This is a genomic window from Terrabacter sp. Soil810, from assembly GCF_001429645.1.
Lineage (GTDB): Bacteria > Actinomycetota > Actinomycetes > Actinomycetales > Dermatophilaceae > Terrabacter.
The window spans coordinates 108,956-129,029 of record NZ_LMSW01000016.1 but is presented as its reverse complement, the minus strand read 5'-3'; the positions used below and the strand labels follow the sequence as shown (position 1 = coordinate 129,029).

Sequence of the window (20,074 nt, the reverse complement as noted above, 5' to 3'; positions counted from 1 at the left end):
GCCGATCACTTCGCCATGCCGGCGGTCAAGCCCGCGACGATCTGCTTCGTGGCGACGAGGAAGAGCACGATGAGCGGGATCGTCGTGATGACGAGCCCGGCGAAGACGGCCGAGTAGTTCGTCGCGTTCTCCCCGAAGAAGCTCGTGAGGCCGACCGGGAGGGTGTACTTGTCCTCGCTGCGCAGCAGCACGAGGGGGAAGAGGAAGTCGTTCCAGATCGGCACGAAGCGGAAGACCGCGACCGTCGCCAGGGCCGGGCGCACGAGCGGCACCATGATCCGCCAGAACGTCTGCCAGTGGCTCGCCCCGTCGAGCGCGGCGGCCTCCTCGAGCTCCTCCGGCAGCTGCCGGAAGAACGTCGTGAGGACGAAGATCGAGAACGGGACGCCCGACGCGGCGTACATGAGCATGAGGCCGAGACGCGAGTCGATGAGCCCGAGCCCGTCGAAGAGGTAGAAGATCGGCAGGATCGCGAGGTGGATCGGCAGCATGAGGCCCGAGAGGAAGAGCGCCTCGAGCCAGCGGAAGATCCGAGACCGGCCGCGGGCCAGCGCGTAGGCGGCCATCGTCGCGACCGCCGTCGAGATCGCGACCGCGCCGACCGTGACGGCGAGCGAGTTGGCGAAGTACGTCGCGAAGTTGCCGGTGGTCCACGCCTCGACGTAGCTCGCCGTCGTCGGGGGAGTGGGCAGGCCGAGCGGGTCGGTGATGAGGTCGGAGTTGGTGCGGAAGCTGTTGCTCACCATGAGCAGCAGCGGCACGAGCGCCAGGGCGGCATACCCCCAGAGCAGCACGCTGGCACCGGCGCCGCCCACGGGACGGTTGACCCGCGGCGGGCGCCGACGACCGCTCGGGACGGGACGGGCCGCGGCCTGCTCCTGCGGCGACTCGGTGGTGACGACGGCCGTGGTCATGCGGTGATCCTCCGCTCGTGACGGCGCAGCACGGCCGTGGCGGCGTAGGCGCCGCCGAAGATGATGACGAAGAGCAGGGTGGCGAGCGCCGACGAGCTGCCGATGGCATCGGTCGCGCCCGAGTCGAAGGCCGTGCGGTAGAAGAGCAACGACACGAAGTCCGTTGCGCCTGCAGGGTTCCCGGTCGATCCGCCGAACGCGTAGGGCAGGGCGAAGGCCTCCATCGCGAAGATGAACGTCAGGACCGACACCGTGCCGATGGCCGGGACGAGCAGCGGGAGGGTGATCTTGAAGAACGCCTGCCGGTTGCTCGCGCCGTCGACGCGGGCGGCCTCGGTCAGCTCCTCCGGGACACCGCCGAGGGCGGCGCCGTAGAGCAGGACCGGGAAGCCGATCCACTGCCAGACGCTGACGAGGATGACGACCCAGATCGCCGTCTTCGGGTCGCCGAGCCACGGCAGCGCCCACGACTCGAGACCGATCTTCGTCAGCAGCGTGTTGACCGGGCCGAACGTCGGCGAGAGCAGCAGCGTCCAGAGGTAGCCGATGACGATCGGGCTCACGAGGTAGGGCATCGCGTAGAGCGTCTGCAGCATCCGGCGGCTGCGCGGACGCGTGTAGAGCAGGTACGCGATCGTGAGACCGAACGTGTTCTGGATGAGCATCGTGCCGACGAAGAAGAGCACGTTGTGCATCAACGCTCGTGGCAGGTCGGTCGTGAACGGCGCCCTCGTGAAGAGCGTCGCGAAGTTCTCGAGCCCGGCGAACGCCCCGCGGGTCGTGCCCTGCCACTGGAAGAAGGCGTAGGAGAACGCCGTCACCATCGGGTAGAGCACGAACACCGCGAAGAGGGCGAGCGCCGGGGCGACGAAGACAAGGCCGGTGCGGCGCCTCATGCAGGAACCGTCACGCGCTCGGCTTGAACCAGGTCTTGACGCCGGTCTCGAGGTCCTGGCTCACCGCGGTGGCGTCCTTGGAGCCGAGCAGCAGCTCCTGCAGGCCCTTGCCGAGCAGGTCGGTGCCCGTCGGTGAGCCGTAGCGGAAGTCGGTGAGCAGCAGGTACGGCGACCCGGAGTCCGTGTAGTTCTGGCTCATCTGCTTGAGCAGGGGGTCGGTGGGCTCGACCCCGGGCACGGCCGAGATCTGCCTGATGTCGTCGGTGACCATCTGGCCGAACTCCTTCGTGGTCATCCACTTCACGAGCTCCGTGGCCTCGGTGGGGTGCTTCGACCTGGCGGAGACGCCGAAGTTGCCATCGGCCCATCCTGCCGTCGTCGCGGCCGAACCGCTCGGCGACCCGGGGGCCGGCGGCACCTGGAAGATGCCGATCTTCATGGCCGGGTTGGCCTTCTGGAAGACGGAGAGGTCGAAGCTGCCGCCGGGGATCATCGCGGCCTTCTCGGCCGAGAAGAGCGTCTGGGCGTCGGTCTGCGCCACGCCGGTGGAGTTCTTGGGCAGGTACTTCTCGAGGTCGCTCACCACCTGCACCGATCCGACCCAGTCGGGGTCGGTGAAGGACTTCTGGCCCGAGAGCACCTCGCTCTGGAAGGCCTTGCCGCCGAAGCGCGGGGCAGCGAGCACCTCGTGGACGATCGGGAGCGTCCAGTCGTCCTTGGCGCCGATGGCGATGGGCGTGACGCCGGCCGCCATGAGCTTGTCGTTGGCGGCGATGAACTCGGCCCACGTGGTGGGGGCCTTGATGCCGCTCTTGTCGAAGAGGCCCTGGTTGTAGAACATCTGGACGGTCTGGCGCGCGAGCGGCACGGAGTACGTCTTGCCGTCCTCCTTGCCCTTGGCGCTCGCGACGACGTTCTCGTCCCAGCCGGCGAGGTCGACCTTGCCGTCGAGCGGCAGCAGGGACTTGCTGGCGACGGTGCCCTGGAGCTGGCCGTAGGAGCGGACCTGCGGCACGTCCGGGCCGCTCGAGCCGGCGAGGCCGGTCGCGAGGATCTTGTTGTACTCCGTCGCCTTGAACGCCTTGAAGTCGATGCTGACGCCGGGGTGGGCCTTCTCGTACGCGTCGAAGATCTTGGTGTATGCCGCCTCGTCCTCGACGCGCCACGACCACACCGTCAGGGTGACCTTGCCGTCGTCACCGGTGCTCGAGGAGCCCGAGGAGGAGGGCGAGCAGGCGGTCACGACGAGCGCTCCGGAGAGCGCGGCGATCGTGAGGACCGTGCGGCGTGCGCGCCGCGACGAGCCGGGGAGGCGTGAGGCGAACGTCATGGTGGTGCTCCTGTCGGGTTCTGCTCGGTGCCTGGGGGTCGGCACGTGGGGGTGGGAGGGTGGTGGGTTCAGCGTTCGGGGGTGGGGGCGGCCGGGGCAGCGCGGGCGGCCGGGGCGGCCACCTGGCCGCCGAGGGACGCGAGCGCGTGGGCCACGGAGCCGTCGTGGGCGGCGATCGCGTCGCGCGCCGTGCCGGCGTCGACGCCCGCGAGCATCGAGAGCAGGGCAGGCTTGAGCTCGCCGTCGGCGTCGTCGAGGGCCCGGCGGGCCTGCTCGGCGTCGGCGCCCGTCGCCTCCTGCAGGATGCGCACGACGCGGCCGCGGAGCTTGGCGTTCGTCGCGACGACGTCGACCATGAGGTTGCTCCACGTGCGCCCGAGCCGGATCATCACGGCGGTCGAGAACGAGTTGAGGACGAGCTTCTGGGCGGTGCCGGCCTTGAGCCGGGTCGAGCCGGTCAGGGCCTCGGGGCCGGTGCGCACGGCGAGGAGGAGGTCGGCGTGGACGGCGACCTCGGCGTGCGGGTTGGCCGTGACGAGGGCCGTGACGGCCCCCAGCTCGCGAGCCCGCGCGAGAGCGCCGGCCACGAACGGCGTACGCCCTGAGGCCGTGAGGCCGATGGCGATGTCCCCGGGACGCAGCACGTCGGCTTCTGCGCGACCGAGGTCGACGTCGTCCTCGACGTTCTCGACGGCCTCGAGCAGGGCGGCGGGGCCGCCGGCGTGGTGGGCCACGACGAGCCCGGCCGGGGCGTTGAAGGTGGGGCGCAGCTCGGCGGCGTCGAGCACGGCGAGTCGGCCCGACGTGCCGGCGCCGAAGTAGTGCACGGCTCCGCCCGCGCGGAGCGACTCGACGGCGCGGTCGACGAGACGAGCCAGGTCGGGGAGGATCACGCTCACGGCGCCGGCCACGGTCGCGTCCTCGGCGTTGAGCGCCCTGAGGATGTCGAGGGAGGTGTGGGTGTCGATGGACGTCGTCCCCGGATGGCGCTCCTCGGTGGGGGCGTCCACGGTCACCTCGCTGCTCACCCGTGCGAGGTTAGTTTCCTACGCCGTCAGCGTCAATGCCGTAAATGAGTAACATTCCCGTCACGGTCCCCCGACCACCCCCGTCCCTCGAGTGGGGGAGGGGGCGCTTGACGGGTCAGTCGGTGACGTGGTGGCCGGCGACGGCCTCGCGCGTCTCGGCAACCGCCTTGCGCACCCGGCGCAGGTTGCGCTGGGCGACCGCGATGTAGAGGCAGTCGACGACCGTGAGGGCCGCGATGCGGCTCGCCGTCGCGCCCGAGCGCAGGCTCGTCTCGCGCGCGGCGGTCGTGAGCAGGTAGTCGACGCCCGAGGCCAGCCGCGACAGCGGGAAGTTCGTGATGGCCAGGGTCTTGGCCCCGGTCGAGCGCGCGGCCGCGAGCGCCTCGATGGTCTCCGTGGTCGTGCCGGAGTGCGAGATGCCGATGGCGATGTCACCCGGGCCGAGCAGCGTGGCGCTCGTCAGGGCGAGGTGCGCGTCGTTCCAGACGAAGGCGACGATGCCCATGCGGTGCAGCTTCTGCTGGAGGTCGGCGCCGACGACGGCGCTCGCGGCGACACCGTAGATGTCGACGCGTCCGGCCTTGGCGATGAAGGCGGCTGCCTCGGACAGCGCCTCGCGGTCGAGCTGCTGGGCGGTCTCCTCGACCGCGCTCGCATCGGTGAAGGCGACCTTGGCGATGATGTCGTCGATCGTGTCCTTGGCGCTGATGTCGGTGCCGCTGCGGCTCATCGTGCGCGGCTGGGCCGACTCCTCGGCGAGCGCGAGGCGCAGCTGCGGGTAGCCCGGCAGCCCGAGCCGCCGGCAGAAGCGCAGCACCGTCGTCTCGGACGTGCGCGCCGCCGTGGCCAGCTCGCTGATGGTCAGGCCGGCGGCACGGCGCGCGTCGGCGAGGACGATGTCGGCGACACGGTCCTCGGCGGGCGACAGCGAGGGCTTGATCCCCCGCAGGCGGATGAGCAGCGATGCGCTCGCGGCACCTGCGGGGGACGAGGTCCCGTCCTCGGTCCTGGGCATGGGCCTACGCTACGGCGTCGCGGCCCGCGAGCCGCCACCCGTCCGCCGTGAAGGCGTCAGGGGTCTTCTCACCGTCGAGCAGGACGCCGCCCGGGCCCTGGACGATGACGTCGTCCACGGCGACGCCCCGACCGAGGTAGCCGCCGTCGGTCGTGTGCCGCCAGCGCAGCTGCTGCGCCCCGGCCGGCAGGTCGGCCCGCACCTGCACCCAGCGCCTCGTGCCGGAGCCGGAGATGACGCCGTCGGCCGTCTCGGTCTGGCCCCGGTCGACGACGGCGAACGGCAGGGCCGTCCACGTCGCGCCGCCGTCCGTGGAGCGCTCGAGGTGGAGCAGGTCCGTCTCCTCGGTGTCGAGGAAGAGGTCGAAGCCGAGGCGCCCACCCCCGACGCCCACCGGGAGCGGCGTCGTTGTCAGGGTGGTGGTCGTCGCGTTGTCCGAGCCGGTGAACCAGGCCGTGTCACCGTGACGCGGCCGGATGCCCATCGACGCCGCGAGGCCGTGGGCCCACTCGCGGCGGGCGATGTTGATCGAGCCCCAGCTGCGCGACGGGTGCACCCGGTTGGTGAGCAGGACGGCGAAGGACCGCGACGTGAAGTCGATGACGATCGACGTCCCGGTGTAGCCGGTGTGGCCTGCGGTGCGGGGTCCGGACAGGGCGTCCATGTACCAGCGCTGGTCGAGCTCGAAGCCGAGACCGTGCGAGTCGCCGGGGAAGTCGCCGTTGAAGTTGGTGATGAGGGCCTCGACGCTCTTGCGGCTGAGGATGCGCTCTCCGCGGTAGGTGCCGCCGTTGAGCAGGGCCTGCGACAGGACCGCGAGGTCGTCGACGGTGGAGAAGACGCCCGCGTGCCCGGCGACCCCGCCCAGCGACCAGGCGTTCTCGTCGTGGACCTCGCCGCGCACCATGCCGCGCGGGGGCGCCGTCTGGTACTCGGTCGCCGCGGTGCGGGCCTTGTCGGCCGGGTTGTAGCCGGTGTCGGTCATGCCGAGCGGCGCCGTGATGCGGTCGTGGACGACGGCGTCGAGCGGCTCGCCCCGCAGCTTCTCGACCATGACGCCGAGGGTGATGAGGTTGAGGTCGCTGTAGAGGTAGGTGGTGCCGGGCGCGTTGGTGAGCGGCTGGTCCATGACCGCCTTGATGCGTGACACCTTGTCGGGCCACTTGCTCCACAGCGGCAGCCACGAGGTGAAGCCCGACGTGTGCGTCAGCAGCTGGCGCACCGTCACGGACTCCTTGCCGTTGGCGGCGAACTCGGGGAGGTAGGTCGCGACGGGGCTCTCGAGCGCGACGCGCCCCTCCTCGATGAGCTGGACGACGGCGATCGAGGTGAAGAGCTTCGAGACCGAGGCGAGGTCGAAGATCGTGTCGGTCCGCATCGGCTCCCACTGGTCGCGCGGCAGCTCGGTCGTGGCGTCGGCGTAGCGCAGCGCCCAGCCGCTCGCGTCGCGCTCGACGATGCGGCCCTCGTGGCCCATGATCCCGACGGCGCCCGCGAAGAGGGGGTGGCCGCTCGCGTCGACCTGCTCGTGGGCGTGGATCTGCGCCACCGACTCCGCGATCGGCGCCGGATCGAGCCCCACCGACGTCGGGCTCGCGTCGGACAGGACGGTGTTGGCCGGGGCGAAACCGCGGTCGGGCTTGCTGAAGTCGTCGGCCGTCGCGGAGCCGACGGGCCCGGCGGTCACGAGACTCCCCGCGAGGGCGAGGCTGCCGAGGGCAGCAGGGACGAGGGTGCGCAGGCGCATGTCACTCCTAGATCGTGCAACAGGTCGAGCAGCGGGTGGCGAGCCGGTGGACAGGTCAGTTCGAGGGGCCGCGGTAGATGAGGTACTGCTGGCGCCGGGCGTCGAAGGCCGCGAGCTCGTCGCGCCATGCGCCGACGACCTCAGCGGCGGGCGCACCGGCCGAGATCTGGGTGCGCAGCCGCTGGGAGCCGGTCAGCTTGTCGATCCAGTAGGGCCGCGCCGGGTCGTAGGAGTCGTAGCGCCAGGCGAAGTCGCTGTAGAGCGCCTTGGCCGCCACGAGCATCTCGACGGTCGAGCGGATCGGGTCGAAGGTGGACGGGTCGGTGACGTGCAGCTGGACGCCGCCGCAGACGAGGCCGGTGTGCTTGCTGAACGTGGGGGAGAAGTAGGCCTCGCGGAAGCCGACGCCCGGAAGGTCCAGCGCCGCAAGGCGTTCGGCCCACCTGTAGTCCACGTAGGGCGCGCCGATGAGCTCGAACGGCCGCGTCGTGCCGCGGCCCTCGGACAGGTTGGTCCCCTCGAACATCCCCGTGCCGGGGTAGACGAGCGCCGTGTCGGGAGTCGGCATGTTGGGACTCGGCATGACCCACGGGAGCCCGGTGACGGCATACGGCACGTCGCGGCGCCAGCCCTTGACCTCGACGACGCTGAGGTCGGTGAGCCGGCCACCTGCGTCGGCGGTGAGGAACTCGCCGTCGAAATAGCGGGCGAGCTCGCCCACGGTCATGCCGTGCGCCTGGACGATCTCCTTGGCGCCGACGCCAGAGGTCCACGGCGTCGTCATCATCGGCCCGATCGCCTTGCCGCCGATGGGGTTCGGGCGGTCGAGGACGACGAAACGGGCTCCGACGGCGACGGCCGCACGCATCGCCGTGTACATCGTCCAGATGTAGGTGTAGAAGCGCGACCCGACGTCCTGGATGTCGAAGACGACCGTCTCGACGCCGGCCGTCCGGAAGAGCGTCGTCATCTTCGCCGCGTTGGCGCCGTAGGCGTCGTAGACCATGAGGCCCGTGCGCGGGTCGGTGTGGTTGCCCTCGGAGTCACCGGCCTGGGCCGTGCCGCGGAAGCCGTGCTCGGGCCCGAAGACGCCGACTATGTCGACGGCGCCGGACTCGTGCATCTCATCGACGATGGTGCGCAGGTTGGTGAGGATGCCGGTCGGGTTCGTGATGACGCCGACCTTCTGCCCCGACAGGACGGACCAGTCGGCCGCGGCCGCGCTCTGGGCGCCGGTCGTCACGGGGTTGTTCGGGTAGCTGCTTGCGTATGCCGTCGGGCCGGCCTGCGCTGCAACGGAACCCGCCGCGGTGGCGGGGATGGCGACGGCGCCGAGGGCGCCGGCGGTGAGCAGCTGCCTGCGGTTGAGGTTGGTCATCTGGAGGTCTCCGATCCTTGGTCGAGCAGGACGGTCGCGGCGACGGCACGGTGGTCGCTCGCGCCGACGAGGGCGGGGTCATGGGCGGTGCTGGCGTGCACGACGTCGATGCCGGGGGAGACGGCGACGAGGTCGATGCGCTTGGTCGGGTCGATCGCGGGGTAGCTGAGTCCGGGCTCGCCGTCGCGGGTCGGGGCCACGGCCCAGGCGTCGCGCAGGCGGGTCCAGAGGCCGGCCAGCTCGGGTGCGCCGGCGTCGGCGTTGAGGTCGCCGAGGAGCACCTGGTCGGCGCCGGGCGGGTCCTGGTCGAGGATCGCCACGGTGTCGGCGACCTGGAGGCGGCGGACGGTCGGGTCGCCGCGGTAGTCGAGGTGGGTGACGTAGACGTGGGCGCGGGCCCCGCCGATCTGGACCGTGGCCTCGAGGAAGCCGGGAGCCGGTGCCGGGACGGGGTTCGGGTCCTGGGTCGAGAGCCGGGTCAGGTCGTGGTTCTCGACGGCGACGATGGGGTGACGTGAGAGCAGGGCGAGGCCGAACTCGCGCCGAGGCGCACCGGCTGTCAGTGGGTCGAGGCTGTAGATCGGGGCGAAGGCGGTGCGCATCCCGAGCCGGCGTCCGAGCTCGGCGACGGTGTCGTCGAAGCGGCTGCGCTCGCCCCAGTGGACGTCGGCCTCCTCGAGCCCGACGACGTCGGCGTCGAGGGCCCGGATCGCGGCGGCGGTGCGGTCGAGGTCGTACACGTTGTCGCTGCCCGCGCCCGCGTGGATGTTGTACGTCGCGACGACGGCGCGCACGGGTGGCACGGGTGGGACGGCCGGCACGGCGGCTTCGGCGCCCGCCGGGGCGACCGCGGTGGCAGTGGCCGCGGCGGCGACGAGAGCCGCCGCCGCGACCATCCGGTGCAGGGCGCCCATCTCAGTAGGTCAGCCCGTGACCGAACGGGTAGAGCACCGTGGCCGGGTCGCCGGCGACGGGGATGTCGACCGGCAGCGACGCCGTCGGCGCCACGTCCCCGACGATGACCCGTGCGGCCGCCTCGATGGCGACCGGGCTGTAGGAGTAGGTCGCGACGTACGTCGGCGCCGCCGTGAAGTACGCGATGTCGTAGGGGTCGCGCACGGCGACCACGACGACGGTCTTCCCGGTCGCGAGCAGCTGCTTGACGAGCTTCTGCTGGCCGCCGCGGGTGTCGGTGACGCTCGTGTCCCACGCCTTCATCGTCGTGACGACCACGACGTCCTTGTCGGCGGCTGCCGCGACGGCGGATGCCACCGCGGTGTCGGTGGGCGACGCGCCGGTCTGGACGGTCTGCACCGTCGCGCCCTTGGCGGTCAGGGCGGCCGCGAGGGTGGCGGTCGTCGAGACGCCGTAGCCCGTGACGAGGATCTTCGTGCCGCTCGGGGCGATCGGCAGGGCCTTGGCGTCGTTCTTGACGAGCGTCGTCGTGCGGTCGGTGACCGTGGCGGCCGACGCGAGGTGGGCCGGGGTCCCGACGACCGAGGCGACGGCGGTCGGGTCGGCGTACGGTCGGGCCACGATCCCGCGGCGGTACTTGAGGCCCAGCACGCGGCGTACCTTGGCGTCGAGCTCGCTCGGGTGGATCCGGTGGCTGCGCACGGCGGCGATGACGGCGGCGTACGCGTCGTCCATGGCGGGCGTCATGAGCAGCTGGTCGACGCCGGCGAGGAGCGCGCGCACGGCCACCTCGGCGTCGCCGTAGAGGTCGCGGACGCCCTGCATGGCGAGCGAGTCGGTGACGATGACGCCCTCGTAGCCGAGCTCCTCGCGCAGCACGCCGGTCATGATCGGCTTGCTCAGGGTGGCCGGGTTGCCCGAGTCGTCGAGGGCCGGGAACGACAGGTGCGCCGTCATGATCATGTCGATCTGCTCGTTGATCGCGGCCTTGAAGGGCGGGGCGTCGATGGTCTCCCACTGCTCCCGCGTGTGGGTGATGATCGGGAAGGCGACGTGGCTGTCGGTCGCGGTGTCGCCGTGGCCCGGGAAGTGCTTGGCCGACGAGGCGACGCCACCGTCGCGCTGGTAGCCGGCGACCTGGGCGGCCGCCAGCTCGGCGGCGAGCGCGGCGCGCGAGGAGAAGGACCGCGTGCCGATGACGGGGTTGAGCGGGTTGACGTTGACGTCGCAGTCGGGCGCGAAGTTCGTGTTGACGCCCATGGCGAGCAGCTCACGGCCCGTGATCGCGGCGGCCGTGCGCGCGTCGGGGGCGCTGCGGCCGGCACCGAGGGCCATGGACCCCGGGAACTGCGTGGCAGGCGGCCCGATGCGCGTCACGACCCCCTGCTCCTGGTCGGTCGCGATCTGGAGCGGGATGCGGACCTTGCTCTGCTGCGTCAGGGCAGCCTTCTGCAGGCCGTTGGAGAGGCCGACGATCTGGTCGGGGTTCTGCACGCTGTCGGTCCAGGCGAAGTAGATGACACCGCCGAGGTGGTACTTCTGCACGACCTCCGCGGGGCTCGCGACGCCGTAGAGCGGGAGGTTGCGGCTGTCGGGGGTCGTCGCGTCCTTGCCGTAGACGTTCTGGATGAAGAGCTGACCGACCTTCTCCTCCAACGACATCCGGTTGATCGTTGCGGTGATCCAGCCATCCTCGCCGGTCACGGCTGCCGTGGATGCGCTCGAGGCGGCGCGGGCGCTCCCGGCCGTGGCACCCGCTGCTGCGGCGGCGATGCCACCTGCGATCACCGAGCGGCGGGAGAGTTCGGACATGGACATGGTGCCTCCAGGAGTGTGAAGAATTCACGCGATCTGCCTTCGGGCCGGAACTTACCTACGTACTGTGGCGTAGGCAACAGGTAGCGGCGTGCCGTCTCACGACGCGCCGACGCCGCTCGGGCTCACCAGCCGGCGAGCGACCGCACGGTCTGCACGGTGTCGATCTCGGCGACCGGCTTGTCGTCGCGGTAGCGCAGCACGCGGGCGAACCGCAGCGCCATGCCGCCGGGGTAGCGCGACGACCTCTGCACGCCGTCGAAGGCGATCTCGACGACCTGCTGGGGGCGCAGCGGGACGACGCCCCACTGTTGGCCCGACCGGCCTGCCCCGACATCCGCCGGGTCGAGCGCCAGCTCGCTGAACCGCTCGGTCTGCCAGGCGAGCATCTCGTCGGTCATCCCCTTGAACGTCTTGCCGAGCATGACGAGGTCACCGGTGTCGGCGTCGCGCGCGCCGAGGTGGATGTTGGAGAGCCACCCCTGGCGGCGTCCGCTGCCCCACTCGACGGCGAGGACGACGAGGTCGAGGGTGTGCCGCGGCTTGACCTTGACCCACCCCGGGCCCCGGCGGCCGGCGGCATACGGCAGGGCGGGATCCTTGACGACGACGCCCTCGTGCCCGGCCGCGACGAGGTCTGCGAAGAACCGCTGGGCCTGCTCGGGGTCGTCGGTGAGCTCGCTCGGCACCATCCACGCGGGCGGCACGGTGCGGGCGAGTCGCTCCCATCGCACGCGGGCCGGCTCGTCGAGGAGGTCGTCGCCGTCGAGGTGGAGCAGGTCGAAGAAGAACGGTGTCAGGGGCACCTCCGCGCGCAGCCGGTCGACGTCGGCGCTGCTGGCCGTGCGGGCTCCCGTCACCTGGAACGGCTGGGGCCGGCCACCCTCGCCGAGCGCGATGACCTCGCCGTCGAGCACGAGGGTCTCGACGTCGAGGGTCGCCAGCGCCTCGGTGATCTCGGGCATCCGGTCGGTGACCTCGTCGAGCGTCCGGGTGAAGAGACGCACGCTGCCCGGGCTAGTCCGGTTGTCGACGTGTGCCTGCAGGCGTATGCCGTCCAGCTTGGTCTCGACGACGACCTCGCCTCCCAGCGTGGCCAGTGCCGCGGCGACGTCGGGGGCCGAGCCGGCGAGCATGGGCCGCAGCGGGCGTCCCACCTCGAGCGTCAGGGCGTCGAGCGCCTCGGCGCCACCGGTGAGGGCGGCTCGCGCGACCGGGCCCGCGAAGCCGGCGAGCATGACGGCCCGGCGCACCGCGGCGTCGGGCACGTCGGCGGCCCTGGCGACGGCCTGGAGCATGACGCCGTCGCCCGCGCCCTGACGGGTCTCGCCCGTGATGAGGCCACGCAGCCACGCCTGCTCGTCGGCGGTGGCGCGCGAGAAGAGCTCGCGGACGGCGGCGGTGCGGGCGGCGGCCGAGCCGGAGCCGCCGATCGCGGCGATCGTGGTGGCCGCGGCGTCGACCTCCTCGACGGTCAGGGTCGAGGTCTCCGCCGGGTCGGGCAGTCCCTGGAGGCCGCGCCAGCTGACCCCGAGGCGCCGCTGGGGGAGCGTGCCCGAGAGGTGGGCCGTGACGACCTCGACCACGTCGGGACCGTCCTCGTCCGCACGACGCAGGCACGCCGCCAGCGCCTCGACCTTCGCGGTGCGCGACGACGTGGCGGCGACGGTGTGCGAGGTGGCGACGACGTCGGAGAGCTGCATGACCCGATCCTGCCCCGCCCCGCCGACACCCACCAGCCACCGTCGAGAGGCCACGTGTGGCCGTCTCCCGACTAGATTCGCCGCATGGGTGGCATCGTCGACCGGACTCGCGGTCTCGCGCGGACGGCCGCGCTCGGCGTGGCGACGGCCGCCGGGGCGCTCCTCGTCGCCGCGCGGACGACGCCCTGGCCCTCGGCCCTGCTCGTCCGCGCCGTCTTCGGCCGGGGCGCCGCACGCGCGAGCGGCGCCCTCGAGAAGCATGTCCCGGGCGATCTCGTCGAGGTCGTCGACGAGGCGTACGACGTCTCGTCCCCGGACGGGAGGCTCGACGTCTTCAGGCCGGCGCGCGAAGCGGCGTTGCCGACGGTCGTCTGGGTCCACGGCGGTGCGTTCGTGTCCGGGTCGAAGGGTGACGTCGCCAACTACCTTCGGGTCCTGGCCGGGCACGGTCTCACGACGGTCGGCGTCGACTACTCGATCGCCCCGGGTGCGCGCTACCCGACGCCCGTCAAGCAGGTGGTGGCCGCGCTCGCGCACCTCGTCGACCACGCCGACCGGCTCGGCATCGACCCCGGGCGGGTCGTCCTGGCCGGCGACTCGGCCGGCGCCCAGATCGCGGCGCAGGTGGCGCTGCTCGTCACCGACGAGGACTACGCCCGCGAGGTGGGGATCGACGTCGAGCTGCCGCCCTCCTCGCTGAGCGGTCTCGTGCTCTTCTGCGGTGCCTACGACTTCACGCTCGCGCAGGGGTCGACCCGGCTGGGCAGCTGGCTGGTCGACACGGCGATCTGGTCGTACCTCGGGTCGAGCCGGCGCCACGACGAACGCATCACCCGGCAGGGCTCGGTGCCGGTCCACGTCACGCCGTCGTTCCCGCCCTCGTTCGTCTCGGCCGGCAACGGCGACCCGTTGCTCCCGCACACGCTCGCGCTCGTCGACGCCCTGGAGCGGCACGACGTCGACCACGACGTCCTGCTCTTCGACGACGACCACGAGCCGCGGCTCGACCACGAGTACCAGTTCGACCTCGACACCCCGGACGGGCGCGAGGCCCTCGATCGGGCTGTCGCCTTCATCGAGCGCGTCACCGGCTGAGGGGCCGGACGTGGCCTCTCGACGGGTGGGGTCACTTGACGTGGGGGGCACCTTGTCGTCAAGGTAAGCAAGCGCTTAGTCCATCGCGAGGAGCAGCATGCCCGACACCGCCGTCGTCACCGGAGCAGCCCGGGGGATCGGCCGCGCCATCGCCACCCGTCTGGCCCGCGAGGGCCGGCAGGTCGTCGTGGCAGACCTCGACGCCGCCGAGCTCTCGGCGACGGCCGAGGCGATCGGCGCCCTCGCCGTCCCCGGCGACACGTCGACCGACGCCGGCGTGCGCCACCTCGTCGACACGGCATACGAGACCTTCGGGAGCGTCGACGTCTTCTTCGCCAACGCGGGGATCGGGACGCTGGCCGGGCTCGACGCCTCCGACGAGGAGTGGGCCCGCACCCTCGAGACCAACGTCCTCGCGCACGTGCGCGCCGCCCGGCACCTCGTGCCCCGCTGGCTCGACGCCGGCGGAGGCCGGCTCGTCGTCACCGCGTCGGCGGCCGGGCTGCTGACGATGCTCGGCGACGCGCCCTACTCCGTGAGCAAGCACGGCGCCGTCGCCTTCGCCGAGTGGTTGAGCGCGACCTACCGCCACCGCGGGATCGTCGTCCAGGCGATCTGCCCGCAGGGCGTGCAGACCCGCATGCTCGACGGTTCCGGCCCGCTCAAGGACCTGCTCACCCTCGACGCGACGCTGACCGCCGACGAGGTCGCCGAGGCCGCGTGGCGGGCGCTCGCGACCGACGACTTCTACGTGCTCCCGCACCCCGAGGTGCGCGACTACTACGCGCTGCGCGCCGCCCACCCCGACGCCTGGCTCGCCGGCATGAACCGGCTCCAGCAGAAGCTCGACCACCAGACCGCCGACCAGCAGGAGAACGCATGACCGACCAGCCGAACACCTCCCAGCGCACCGCCATCGTCACCGGGGCCGCGCGCGGCATCGGCGCCGCGGTGGCCAAGCGGCTCGCCTCCGACGGGTTTGCCGTCGCCGTCCTCGACCTCGACGAGTCCGCCTGTGCCGCAGTCGTCTCCGAGATCGAGGCTGCGGGTGGCAAGGGCCTCGCGGTCGCCGTCGACGTGTCGGACGAGGCGGCCGTGCAGGCGGCCGTCGACCGCGTCGCCTCCGAGCTCGGCGCCCCGACGGTGCTCGTCAACAACGCCGGCATCATCCGCGACAACATGCTCTTCAAGATGAGCGCCGACGACTGGGACGCTGTCATGAACGTCCACCTCCGCGGCTCGTTCCTCATGACGCGGGCGACCCAGAAGCACATGATCGACGCGACGTTCGGCCGCATCGTCAACCTCAGCTCGACCTCGGCCCTCGGCAACCGCGGCCAGGCCAACTACTCCGCCGCCAAGGCGGGCCTCCAGGGCTTCACGAAGACCCTCGCCATCGAGCTCGGCAAGTTCGGCGTCACGGCCAACGCCATCGCCCCCGGCTTCATCGCCACCGACATGACGCGCCAGACGGCCGAGCGCATGGGCATCACCTTCGAGCAGTTCCTCGAGGGTGCGGCCAAGGAGATCCCGGTCGCCCGCGTCGGCCAGCCCGAGGACATCGCCGCCACGACCTCCTTCCTCGTGCGCGACGAGGCCGGCTTCGTCTCCGGCCAGGTCATCTACGTCGCCGGCGGGCCGAAGGACTGACGTGACCGACGCCCGCGACACCGCCCCCGACGGGGACCCGCCCGGCCTTCCGCTCGACCGGCTCCGGGACTTCCTCGCCGACGCGGCCCCCGACCTGCTCGAGGGACCGCTCACGGGGCGGGTCGTCGCGGGCGGCAAGTCCAACCTCACCTACGAGGTGGGCGACGGCACGAGCACCGTCATCGTGCGGCGGCCGCCGCTCGGTCACGTGCTCGCCACCGCCCACGACATGGGGCGTGAGCACCGCGTCATCACGGCCCTGCGCGACACCGCCGTCCCCGTCCCGACGACGTATGCCGTGTGCGAGGACCCCGACGTCATCGGGGCGCCGTTCTACGTCATGGAGCGCGTCGCGGGCACCCCCTACCGCTTCGAGGCACAGCTCCAGCCCCTCGGCGCGGAGCGGGTGCGCGCCATCAGCGAGCGCATGGTCGACACCCTCGTCGCCCTGCACGCCGTCGAACCCGCGTCGGTCGGTCTCGGTGACTTCGGACGTCCCGACGGCTTCCTCGAGCGCCAGGTGCGCCGGTGGAAGCAGCAGCTCGACGCATCCCGCAGCCGCGACCTCCCGGGCATCGACGAGCTGCACGAGCGGCTCGCGGGATCCGTTCCCGCGCAAGGCGATCCGACGATAGTTCATGGTGACTTCCGACTCGACAACCTGCTCGTCACGAGCGACGACGAGGTGTCGGCCGTGCTCGACTGGGAGATGGCCACGCTCGGGGACCCGCTCACCGACGTCGCCCTGCTCGAGGCGTACCAGACGCTCCCGCTCATGATGGACAGCGTCGCCGTCTCCGACGTCTCGCGGACGCCGGGCTTCATCAGCGGGCCCGAGCTGCGCCAGCGGTACGCCGCCGCGAGCGGGCGCGACCTCGGCCACCTCTCGTTCCACCTCGGGCTCGCCTACTTCAAGCTCGCGGTCATCCTCGAGGGCATCCACTACCGCTACACCCAGGGCCAGACGGTCGGCAGCGGCTTCGCCAGCATCGGCGAGGCCACCGTCCCGCTCGTCACGGCCGGTCTCGCCGCCGTCAAGGAGAGCTGAACATGGACTTCCTATTCGACGCCCGCACCGAGGAGCTGCGCCAGGAGCTGCTCGGCTTCATGGACGAGCGCATCGTGCCGTCGCTGCCCGTCTTCGACGCGCAGGTCTCGGCGCTGCCCGACCCGTGGGCGTGGAGCACCGCCCCCGTCCTGCAGGACCTCCGGCAGGAGGCCCGCGACCTCGGCCTGTGGAACGTCTTCCTCCCCGGCGAGCACGGCGCCGGTCTGACGAACCTCCAGTACGCGCCGCTCGCCGAGATCACCGGCCGCTCCATCCGCCTCGCGCCGGCGGTCCTCAACTGCGCTGCCCCCGACACCGGCAACATGGAGGTGCTCGCCCAGTTCGGCAACGCCGAGCAGCAGGAGCGCTGGCTGAAACCCTTGCTGCGCGGCGAGATCCGCTCGGCGTTCGCGATGACCGAGCCCGACGTCGCGAGCAGCGACGCCACCAACATCGGCACGAGCATCCGCCGCGACGGCGACGACTACGTCATCAACGGGCGCAAGTGGTGGATCACCGGGGCGATGAACCCCGAGTGCGAGGTCCTCATCGTCATGGGCAAGACCGACCCCGCGGCCGACCGGCACCGCCAGCAGTCGATGGTCCTCGTCCCGCGCGACGCGCCCGGCGTCGAGGTCGTCCGCGGCATGGAGGTCTTCGGCTACGACGACCACGACCACGGCGGGCACGCCGAGCTGCGCTTCACGGCCGTGCGCGTGCCCGCCAGCAACCTCATCGGCGAGGAGGGCACCGGCTTCGCCATCGCGCAGGCCCGGCTCGGGCCGGGCCGCATCCACCACTGCATGCGCTCGATCGGTCTCGCCGAGGTCGCCATCGAGGCCATGTGCCGCCGGGCGTCCGAGCGCGTCGCCTTCGGCCGGCCCATCGCCGAGCAGGGCGTCGTGCGCGACTGGATCGCCGAGTCCCGGGTGCGCATCGAGCAGCTGCGCCTGCTCGTCCTCAAGACCGCCTGGCTCATGGACACCGTCGGCAACAAGGGCGCGCACACCGAGATCCAGGCGATCAAGATCGCGACGCCCAAGACCGTCGAGTGGATCCTCGACAAGGCCATCCAGACCCACGGCGCCGCCGGCCTCAGCCAGGACACCGAGCTGGCCGCCGCCTTCGCCGGCATCCGCACGCTGCGCTTCGCCGACGGACCCGACGAGGTGCACAAGAACGCCCTCGCCAAGGCCGAGCTGCGGAGGTATGCCGCCCGCTGACCGCGCGAGACGGCATACGCCCCCGCACTCGTCACGGCAGGCCACCCCGCACGTCACCCGCACGACCCACCCGACCGCACGACGAAGGGACCGACGATGGACTTCGACCTCAGCGCCGAGGAGCGCGAGATCCGCGACTGGGTGCGCACCTTCGTGCGCAAGGAGATCGTGCCGCTCGAGCCGCAGGTGCTCGAGCGCGAGCGACGGAACCAGCGTGGCCTCACCGCCGAGGAGCTGAAGGGCCTTCAGGACAAGGCCCGCTCGTCCGGCTTCTTCGGCATCCAGACGCCCGAGAGCCACGGCGGCATGGGGCAGGGCGCCGTCGTCGCGGCGCTCATCGAGATCGAGCTCGGCCGGTCGTTCGTGCCGTTCCGCTTCGCCGGCGAGGCCGACAACATCCTCTTCTCGGCCACCGAGGAGCAGCAGGACACCTACCTCCGCCCGACGATCGAGGGCACCCGGAGGTCGTGCTTCGCGATCACCGAGCCCGGCGCCGGCTCCGACGCACGCGCCATCCGCACGAGCGCCCGACGCGAGGGCGACGAGTGGGTCATCAACGGGGAGAAGACCTTCATCACCGGCGGCAACGAGGCCGACTTCGTCATGGTGTTCGCCGTGACGGACAAGGAGAAGGGCGCCGACGGTGGCGTCACGTGCTTCCTCGTCGACCGCGACCGCGGCTGGACGAGCACCCCGATCGACACGATGGGCGAGTGGGGACCTGCCGCGCTCGTCTTCGAGGACGTCCGGGTGCCGCACTCGGCGATCCTCGGCGAGGAGGGCACGGGCTTCGACCTCGCGATGCGGTGGATCGGCAAGGGCCGCTACATGCTGCCGGCCCACGCCCTCGGGTCGTGCGAGCGGCTCGTCGAGATGGGCATGGAGTGGGCCCGCAACCGCGTCACCTTCGGCCAGCCGATCGCCGAGCGCCAGGCCATCCAGTGGATGGTCGCCGACTCCGCCGTCGAGATCGAGGCCCTGCGCTGGCTCGTGCTGACCGCCGCCTGGCAGGTCGACCGCGGCCTCGACTCGCGCCAGTCGCAGTCGATGGCCAAGCTCTACGGCGGCGTCAAGGCCAACGAGATCGTCGACCGCGTGCTCCAGATGCACGGCGGGATGGGCTACACCCGCGAGCTGCCCGTCGAGCGGTGGTACCGCGAGCTGCGGCTGCTGCGCATCTACGAGGGCACCGACGAGATCCAGCGCCGCACCATCGCGCGCAACCTGCTCAAGGGGCACGTGTCGGTCCGCGGGCACCTGGGCTGACGTGCGGCGGACCCGGCCCGGCGGCATACGTCCTCGGCATACGTCCTCGGCAAAGGGCCCATGGCGGGGCTCGCGAGGAGCATGCTGAGGGCATGGCAGGCCCACCCGCATCCGCGAAGCAGTTCAACAAGGTCGCCGTCCGGCTCGCCGGGCACCGCTTCTTCCCGCTCTGGGCGGTGCTGCGCCACCAGGGCCGCTCGAGCGGCAAGGACTACTCCACGCCGATCGCCGTCATCCCCACGCCGACGACCTTCGTCATCGGCCTGCCGTGGGGGCGCGGCACCGACTGGGTCCGCAACGTGCGTGCGGCGGACGGCTGCACCATCCGGTGGAAGGGGCGCGAGTTCACGTGCACCGACCCCACGTTCGTCGACAAGACCGTCGCCCTGGCCGCGGCGAAGGGGCTGACGCGGCGCGCCATCGAGCGGCGCGACATGCCCGGGGGCTTCCTCCAGCTGACCCGCACCCCCGCCCCCGAACACTCGGCCATGCAGTCCGGCTGGTGACCCGGCGCCACACCGCGGGACGCGTGGTGTGAAAAGTCCCTTTTGCCGGATTGGCGCCCGCTCTGCGACATCATGAGTCACTGAGGTCCGCGGAGATGGCTGCAGCCCGTGCTGCGCGTCGGCTGGAGCACGTCGAGCTGCTCCGGCAGGAGCCCGACGGCAACGGCGACCGGTCACTCGGGGTCATCGAGCGCAACACCGAGCGGCTGCAGAGCCTCGTCGACGACCTGTTGACCCTCTCCCGGGTCAGCGACCCCGACCGGGCCATGCCCGAGGCCGACGTCGACCTCGAGGAGCGGCTGCCGCTCGTCCGTGGCAGCGCCGGAGACCTGGAGCGGGTCGTGCAGAACCTCGTCAGCAACGCCGTGAAGCGGAGCTCTTCCGCGGGACCAACCCGCAGGCCTTCCAGGTTCCGGGCACCGGTCTCGGCCTCAGCATCGCGCAGCGTGTCGTGACGAGGCACGGTGGGCGGATCGACGTCGAGTCCGAGCTCGGCCGGGGGACGAGCATCAGGCTCCTGCTACCGGCTCACGGACGCGCCTGAG

19 protein-coding genes are annotated in these 20,074 nt (G+C 71.8%); 9 read left to right on the top strand and 10 right to left on the bottom strand.

Going from position 1 to position 20,074, the window contains the following annotated elements; translation table 11 throughout:
- Positions 1 to 5 precede the first annotated feature (5 nt).
- The 10 genes from ASG96_RS21355 to ASG96_RS21310 all read right to left on the bottom strand — a co-directional run bounded on the left by ASG96_RS21355 (position 6) and on the right by ASG96_RS21310 (position 12,741).
- Positions 6 to 914: a carbohydrate ABC transporter permease gene (locus tag ASG96_RS21355; RefSeq protein WP_057589337.1), complete on the bottom strand. Its 909-nt coding sequence runs from the start codon at positions 912 to 914 to the stop codon at positions 6 to 8.
- On the bottom strand, positions 911 to 1,810 hold the full coding sequence (locus ASG96_RS21350) for a carbohydrate ABC transporter permease (RefSeq protein ID WP_056751909.1): 900 nt from the start codon (positions 1,808 to 1,810) through the stop codon (positions 911 to 913). The genes ASG96_RS21355 and ASG96_RS21350 overlap by 4 nt, the downstream gene beginning before the upstream one ends.
- A gap of 10 nt (positions 1,811 to 1,820) precedes the next feature.
- Positions 1,821 to 3,140, bottom strand: coding sequence for an extracellular solute-binding protein (locus tag ASG96_RS21345; RefSeq protein WP_056751912.1), 1,320 nt, complete (start codon positions 3,138 to 3,140; stop codon positions 1,821 to 1,823).
- 68 nt (positions 3,141 to 3,208) lie between these two features.
- Positions 3,209 to 4,168 (bottom strand): N-acetylmuramic acid 6-phosphate etherase, encoded by a 960-nt coding sequence (locus ASG96_RS21340; RefSeq protein ID WP_056751914.1) that lies wholly within the window; start codon positions 4,166 to 4,168, stop codon positions 3,209 to 3,211.
- Between the two features lie 115 nt (positions 4,169 to 4,283).
- Positions 4,284 to 5,183 (bottom strand): MurR/RpiR family transcriptional regulator, encoded by a 900-nt coding sequence (locus ASG96_RS21335; protein WP_057589336.1) that lies wholly within the window; start codon positions 5,181 to 5,183, stop codon positions 4,284 to 4,286.
- A gap of 4 nt (positions 5,184 to 5,187) precedes the next feature.
- Positions 5,188 to 6,930 (bottom strand): serine hydrolase, encoded by a 1,743-nt coding sequence (locus ASG96_RS21330; protein WP_057589335.1) that lies wholly within the window; start codon positions 6,928 to 6,930, stop codon positions 5,188 to 5,190.
- A gap of 55 nt (positions 6,931 to 6,985) precedes the next feature.
- Positions 6,986 to 8,308 (bottom strand): exo-beta-N-acetylmuramidase NamZ domain-containing protein, encoded by a 1,323-nt coding sequence (locus ASG96_RS21325; RefSeq protein WP_057589334.1) that lies wholly within the window; start codon positions 8,306 to 8,308, stop codon positions 6,986 to 6,988.
- On the bottom strand, positions 8,305 to 9,222 hold the full coding sequence (locus tag ASG96_RS21320) for an endonuclease/exonuclease/phosphatase family protein (RefSeq protein WP_056751926.1): 918 nt from the start codon (positions 9,220 to 9,222) through the stop codon (positions 8,305 to 8,307). The genes ASG96_RS21325 and ASG96_RS21320 overlap by 4 nt, the downstream gene beginning before the upstream one ends.
- Position 9,223: 1 nt before the next feature.
- Positions 9,224 to 11,035, bottom strand: coding sequence for a glycoside hydrolase family 3 protein (locus tag ASG96_RS21315; protein WP_235509264.1), 1,812 nt, complete (start codon positions 11,033 to 11,035; stop codon positions 9,224 to 9,226).
- Between the two features lie 128 nt (positions 11,036 to 11,163).
- Positions 11,164 to 12,741, bottom strand: a complete 1,578-nt coding sequence (locus ASG96_RS21310; protein WP_057589333.1) for an ATP-dependent DNA ligase — start codon at positions 12,739 to 12,741, stop codon at positions 11,164 to 11,166.
- Positions 12,742 to 12,825: 84 nt separating this feature from the next.
- On the opposite strand from ASG96_RS21310, the gene ASG96_RS21305 reads away from it, so the two are divergent.
- The 9 genes from ASG96_RS21305 to ASG96_RS22970 all read left to right on the top strand — a co-directional run bounded on the left by ASG96_RS21305 (position 12,826) and on the right by ASG96_RS22970 (position 20,073).
- Entirely contained in the window at positions 12,826 to 13,836 is a 1,011-nt protein-coding gene (locus ASG96_RS21305) for an alpha/beta hydrolase (RefSeq protein ID WP_082591951.1), read from the top strand.
- Between the two features lie 97 nt (positions 13,837 to 13,933).
- Complete coding sequence (locus ASG96_RS21300) at positions 13,934 to 14,719, top strand: SDR family oxidoreductase (RefSeq protein ID WP_056751932.1); 786 nt, start codon at positions 13,934 to 13,936, stop codon at positions 14,717 to 14,719.
- The gene (gene fabG / locus ASG96_RS21295; protein ID WP_056751936.1) at positions 14,716 to 15,486 is read left to right on the top strand and encodes a 3-oxoacyl-ACP reductase FabG; all 771 of its coding nucleotides are present in this window, start codon (positions 14,716 to 14,718) and stop codon (positions 15,484 to 15,486) included. The genes ASG96_RS21300 and fabG overlap by 4 nt, the downstream gene beginning before the upstream one ends.
- Position 15,487: 1 nt before the next feature.
- Positions 15,488 to 16,534 carry a phosphotransferase family protein gene (locus ASG96_RS21290; protein WP_057589332.1) on the top strand — a complete coding sequence of 349 codons (1,047 nt, stop codon included), beginning with the start codon at positions 15,488 to 15,490 and terminating at the stop codon, positions 16,532 to 16,534.
- A gap of 2 nt (positions 16,535 to 16,536) precedes the next feature.
- Positions 16,537 to 17,757 carry an acyl-CoA dehydrogenase family protein gene (locus tag ASG96_RS21285; RefSeq protein WP_057589331.1) on the top strand — a complete coding sequence of 407 codons (1,221 nt, stop codon included), beginning with the start codon at positions 16,537 to 16,539 and terminating at the stop codon, positions 17,755 to 17,757.
- 96 nt (positions 17,758 to 17,853) lie between these two features.
- Entirely contained in the window at positions 17,854 to 19,023 is a 1,170-nt protein-coding gene (locus ASG96_RS21280) for an acyl-CoA dehydrogenase family protein (RefSeq protein ID WP_057589330.1), read from the top strand.
- 92 nt (positions 19,024 to 19,115) lie between these two features.
- Positions 19,116 to 19,529, top strand: coding sequence for a hypothetical protein (locus tag ASG96_RS21275; RefSeq protein ID WP_057589329.1), 414 nt, complete (start codon positions 19,116 to 19,118; stop codon positions 19,527 to 19,529).
- A 95-nt stretch (positions 19,530 to 19,624) separates the two neighbouring features.
- Entirely contained in the window at positions 19,625 to 19,984 is a 360-nt protein-coding gene (locus ASG96_RS21270; RefSeq protein WP_057589328.1) for a HAMP domain-containing sensor histidine kinase, read from the top strand.
- The gene (locus ASG96_RS22970) at positions 19,981 to 20,073 is read left to right on the top strand and encodes a hypothetical protein (protein WP_235509263.1); all 93 of its coding nucleotides are present in this window, start codon (positions 19,981 to 19,983) and stop codon (positions 20,071 to 20,073) included. Before ASG96_RS21270 ends, ASG96_RS22970 begins: the two co-directional genes overlap by 4 nt.
- Position 20,074 lies beyond the last annotated feature (1 nt).

Coding starts and splice junctions, on each gene's coding strand:
- ASG96_RS21335 (WP_057589336.1), bottom strand. CDS start 5,183: ATGCCCAGGACCGAGGACGGGACCTCGTCCCCCGCAGGTGCCGCGAGC.
- ASG96_RS21315 (WP_235509264.1), bottom strand. CDS start 11,035: ATGTCCGAACTCTCCCGCCGCTCGGTGATCGCAGGTGGCATCGCCGCC.
- ASG96_RS21280 (WP_057589330.1), top strand. CDS start 17,854: ATGGACTTCGACCTCAGCGCCGAGGAGCGCGAGATCCGCGACTGGGTG.
- ASG96_RS21300 (WP_056751932.1), top strand. CDS start 13,934: ATGCCCGACACCGCCGTCGTCACCGGAGCAGCCCGGGGGATCGGCCGC.
- ASG96_RS21320 (WP_056751926.1), bottom strand. CDS start 9,222: ATGGGCGCCCTGCACCGGATGGTCGCGGCGGCGGCTCTCGTCGCCGCC.
- ASG96_RS21275 (WP_057589329.1), top strand. CDS start 19,116: ATGGCAGGCCCACCCGCATCCGCGAAGCAGTTCAACAAGGTCGCCGTC.
- ASG96_RS21305 (WP_082591951.1), top strand. CDS start 12,826: ATGGGTGGCATCGTCGACCGGACTCGCGGTCTCGCGCGGACGGCCGCG.
- ASG96_RS21345 (WP_056751912.1), bottom strand. CDS start 3,140: ATGACGTTCGCCTCACGCCTCCCCGGCTCGTCGCGGCGCGCACGCCGC.
- ASG96_RS21325 (WP_057589334.1), bottom strand. CDS start 8,308: ATGACCAACCTCAACCGCAGGCAGCTGCTCACCGCCGGCGCCCTCGGC.
- fabG (WP_056751936.1), top strand. CDS start 14,716: ATGACCGACCAGCCGAACACCTCCCAGCGCACCGCCATCGTCACCGGG.
- ASG96_RS21355 (WP_057589337.1), bottom strand. CDS start 914: ATGACCACGGCCGTCGTCACCACCGAGTCGCCGCAGGAGCAGGCCGCG.
- ASG96_RS21350 (WP_056751909.1), bottom strand. CDS start 1,810: ATGAGGCGCCGCACCGGCCTTGTCTTCGTCGCCCCGGCGCTCGCCCTC.
- ASG96_RS21270 (WP_057589328.1), top strand. CDS start 19,625: ATGGCTGCAGCCCGTGCTGCGCGTCGGCTGGAGCACGTCGAGCTGCTC.
- ASG96_RS21330 (WP_057589335.1), bottom strand. CDS start 6,930: ATGCGCCTGCGCACCCTCGTCCCTGCTGCCCTCGGCAGCCTCGCCCTC.
- ASG96_RS21310 (WP_057589333.1), bottom strand. CDS start 12,741: ATGCAGCTCTCCGACGTCGTCGCCACCTCGCACACCGTCGCCGCCACG.
- ASG96_RS21285 (WP_057589331.1), top strand. CDS start 16,537: ATGGACTTCCTATTCGACGCCCGCACCGAGGAGCTGCGCCAGGAGCTG.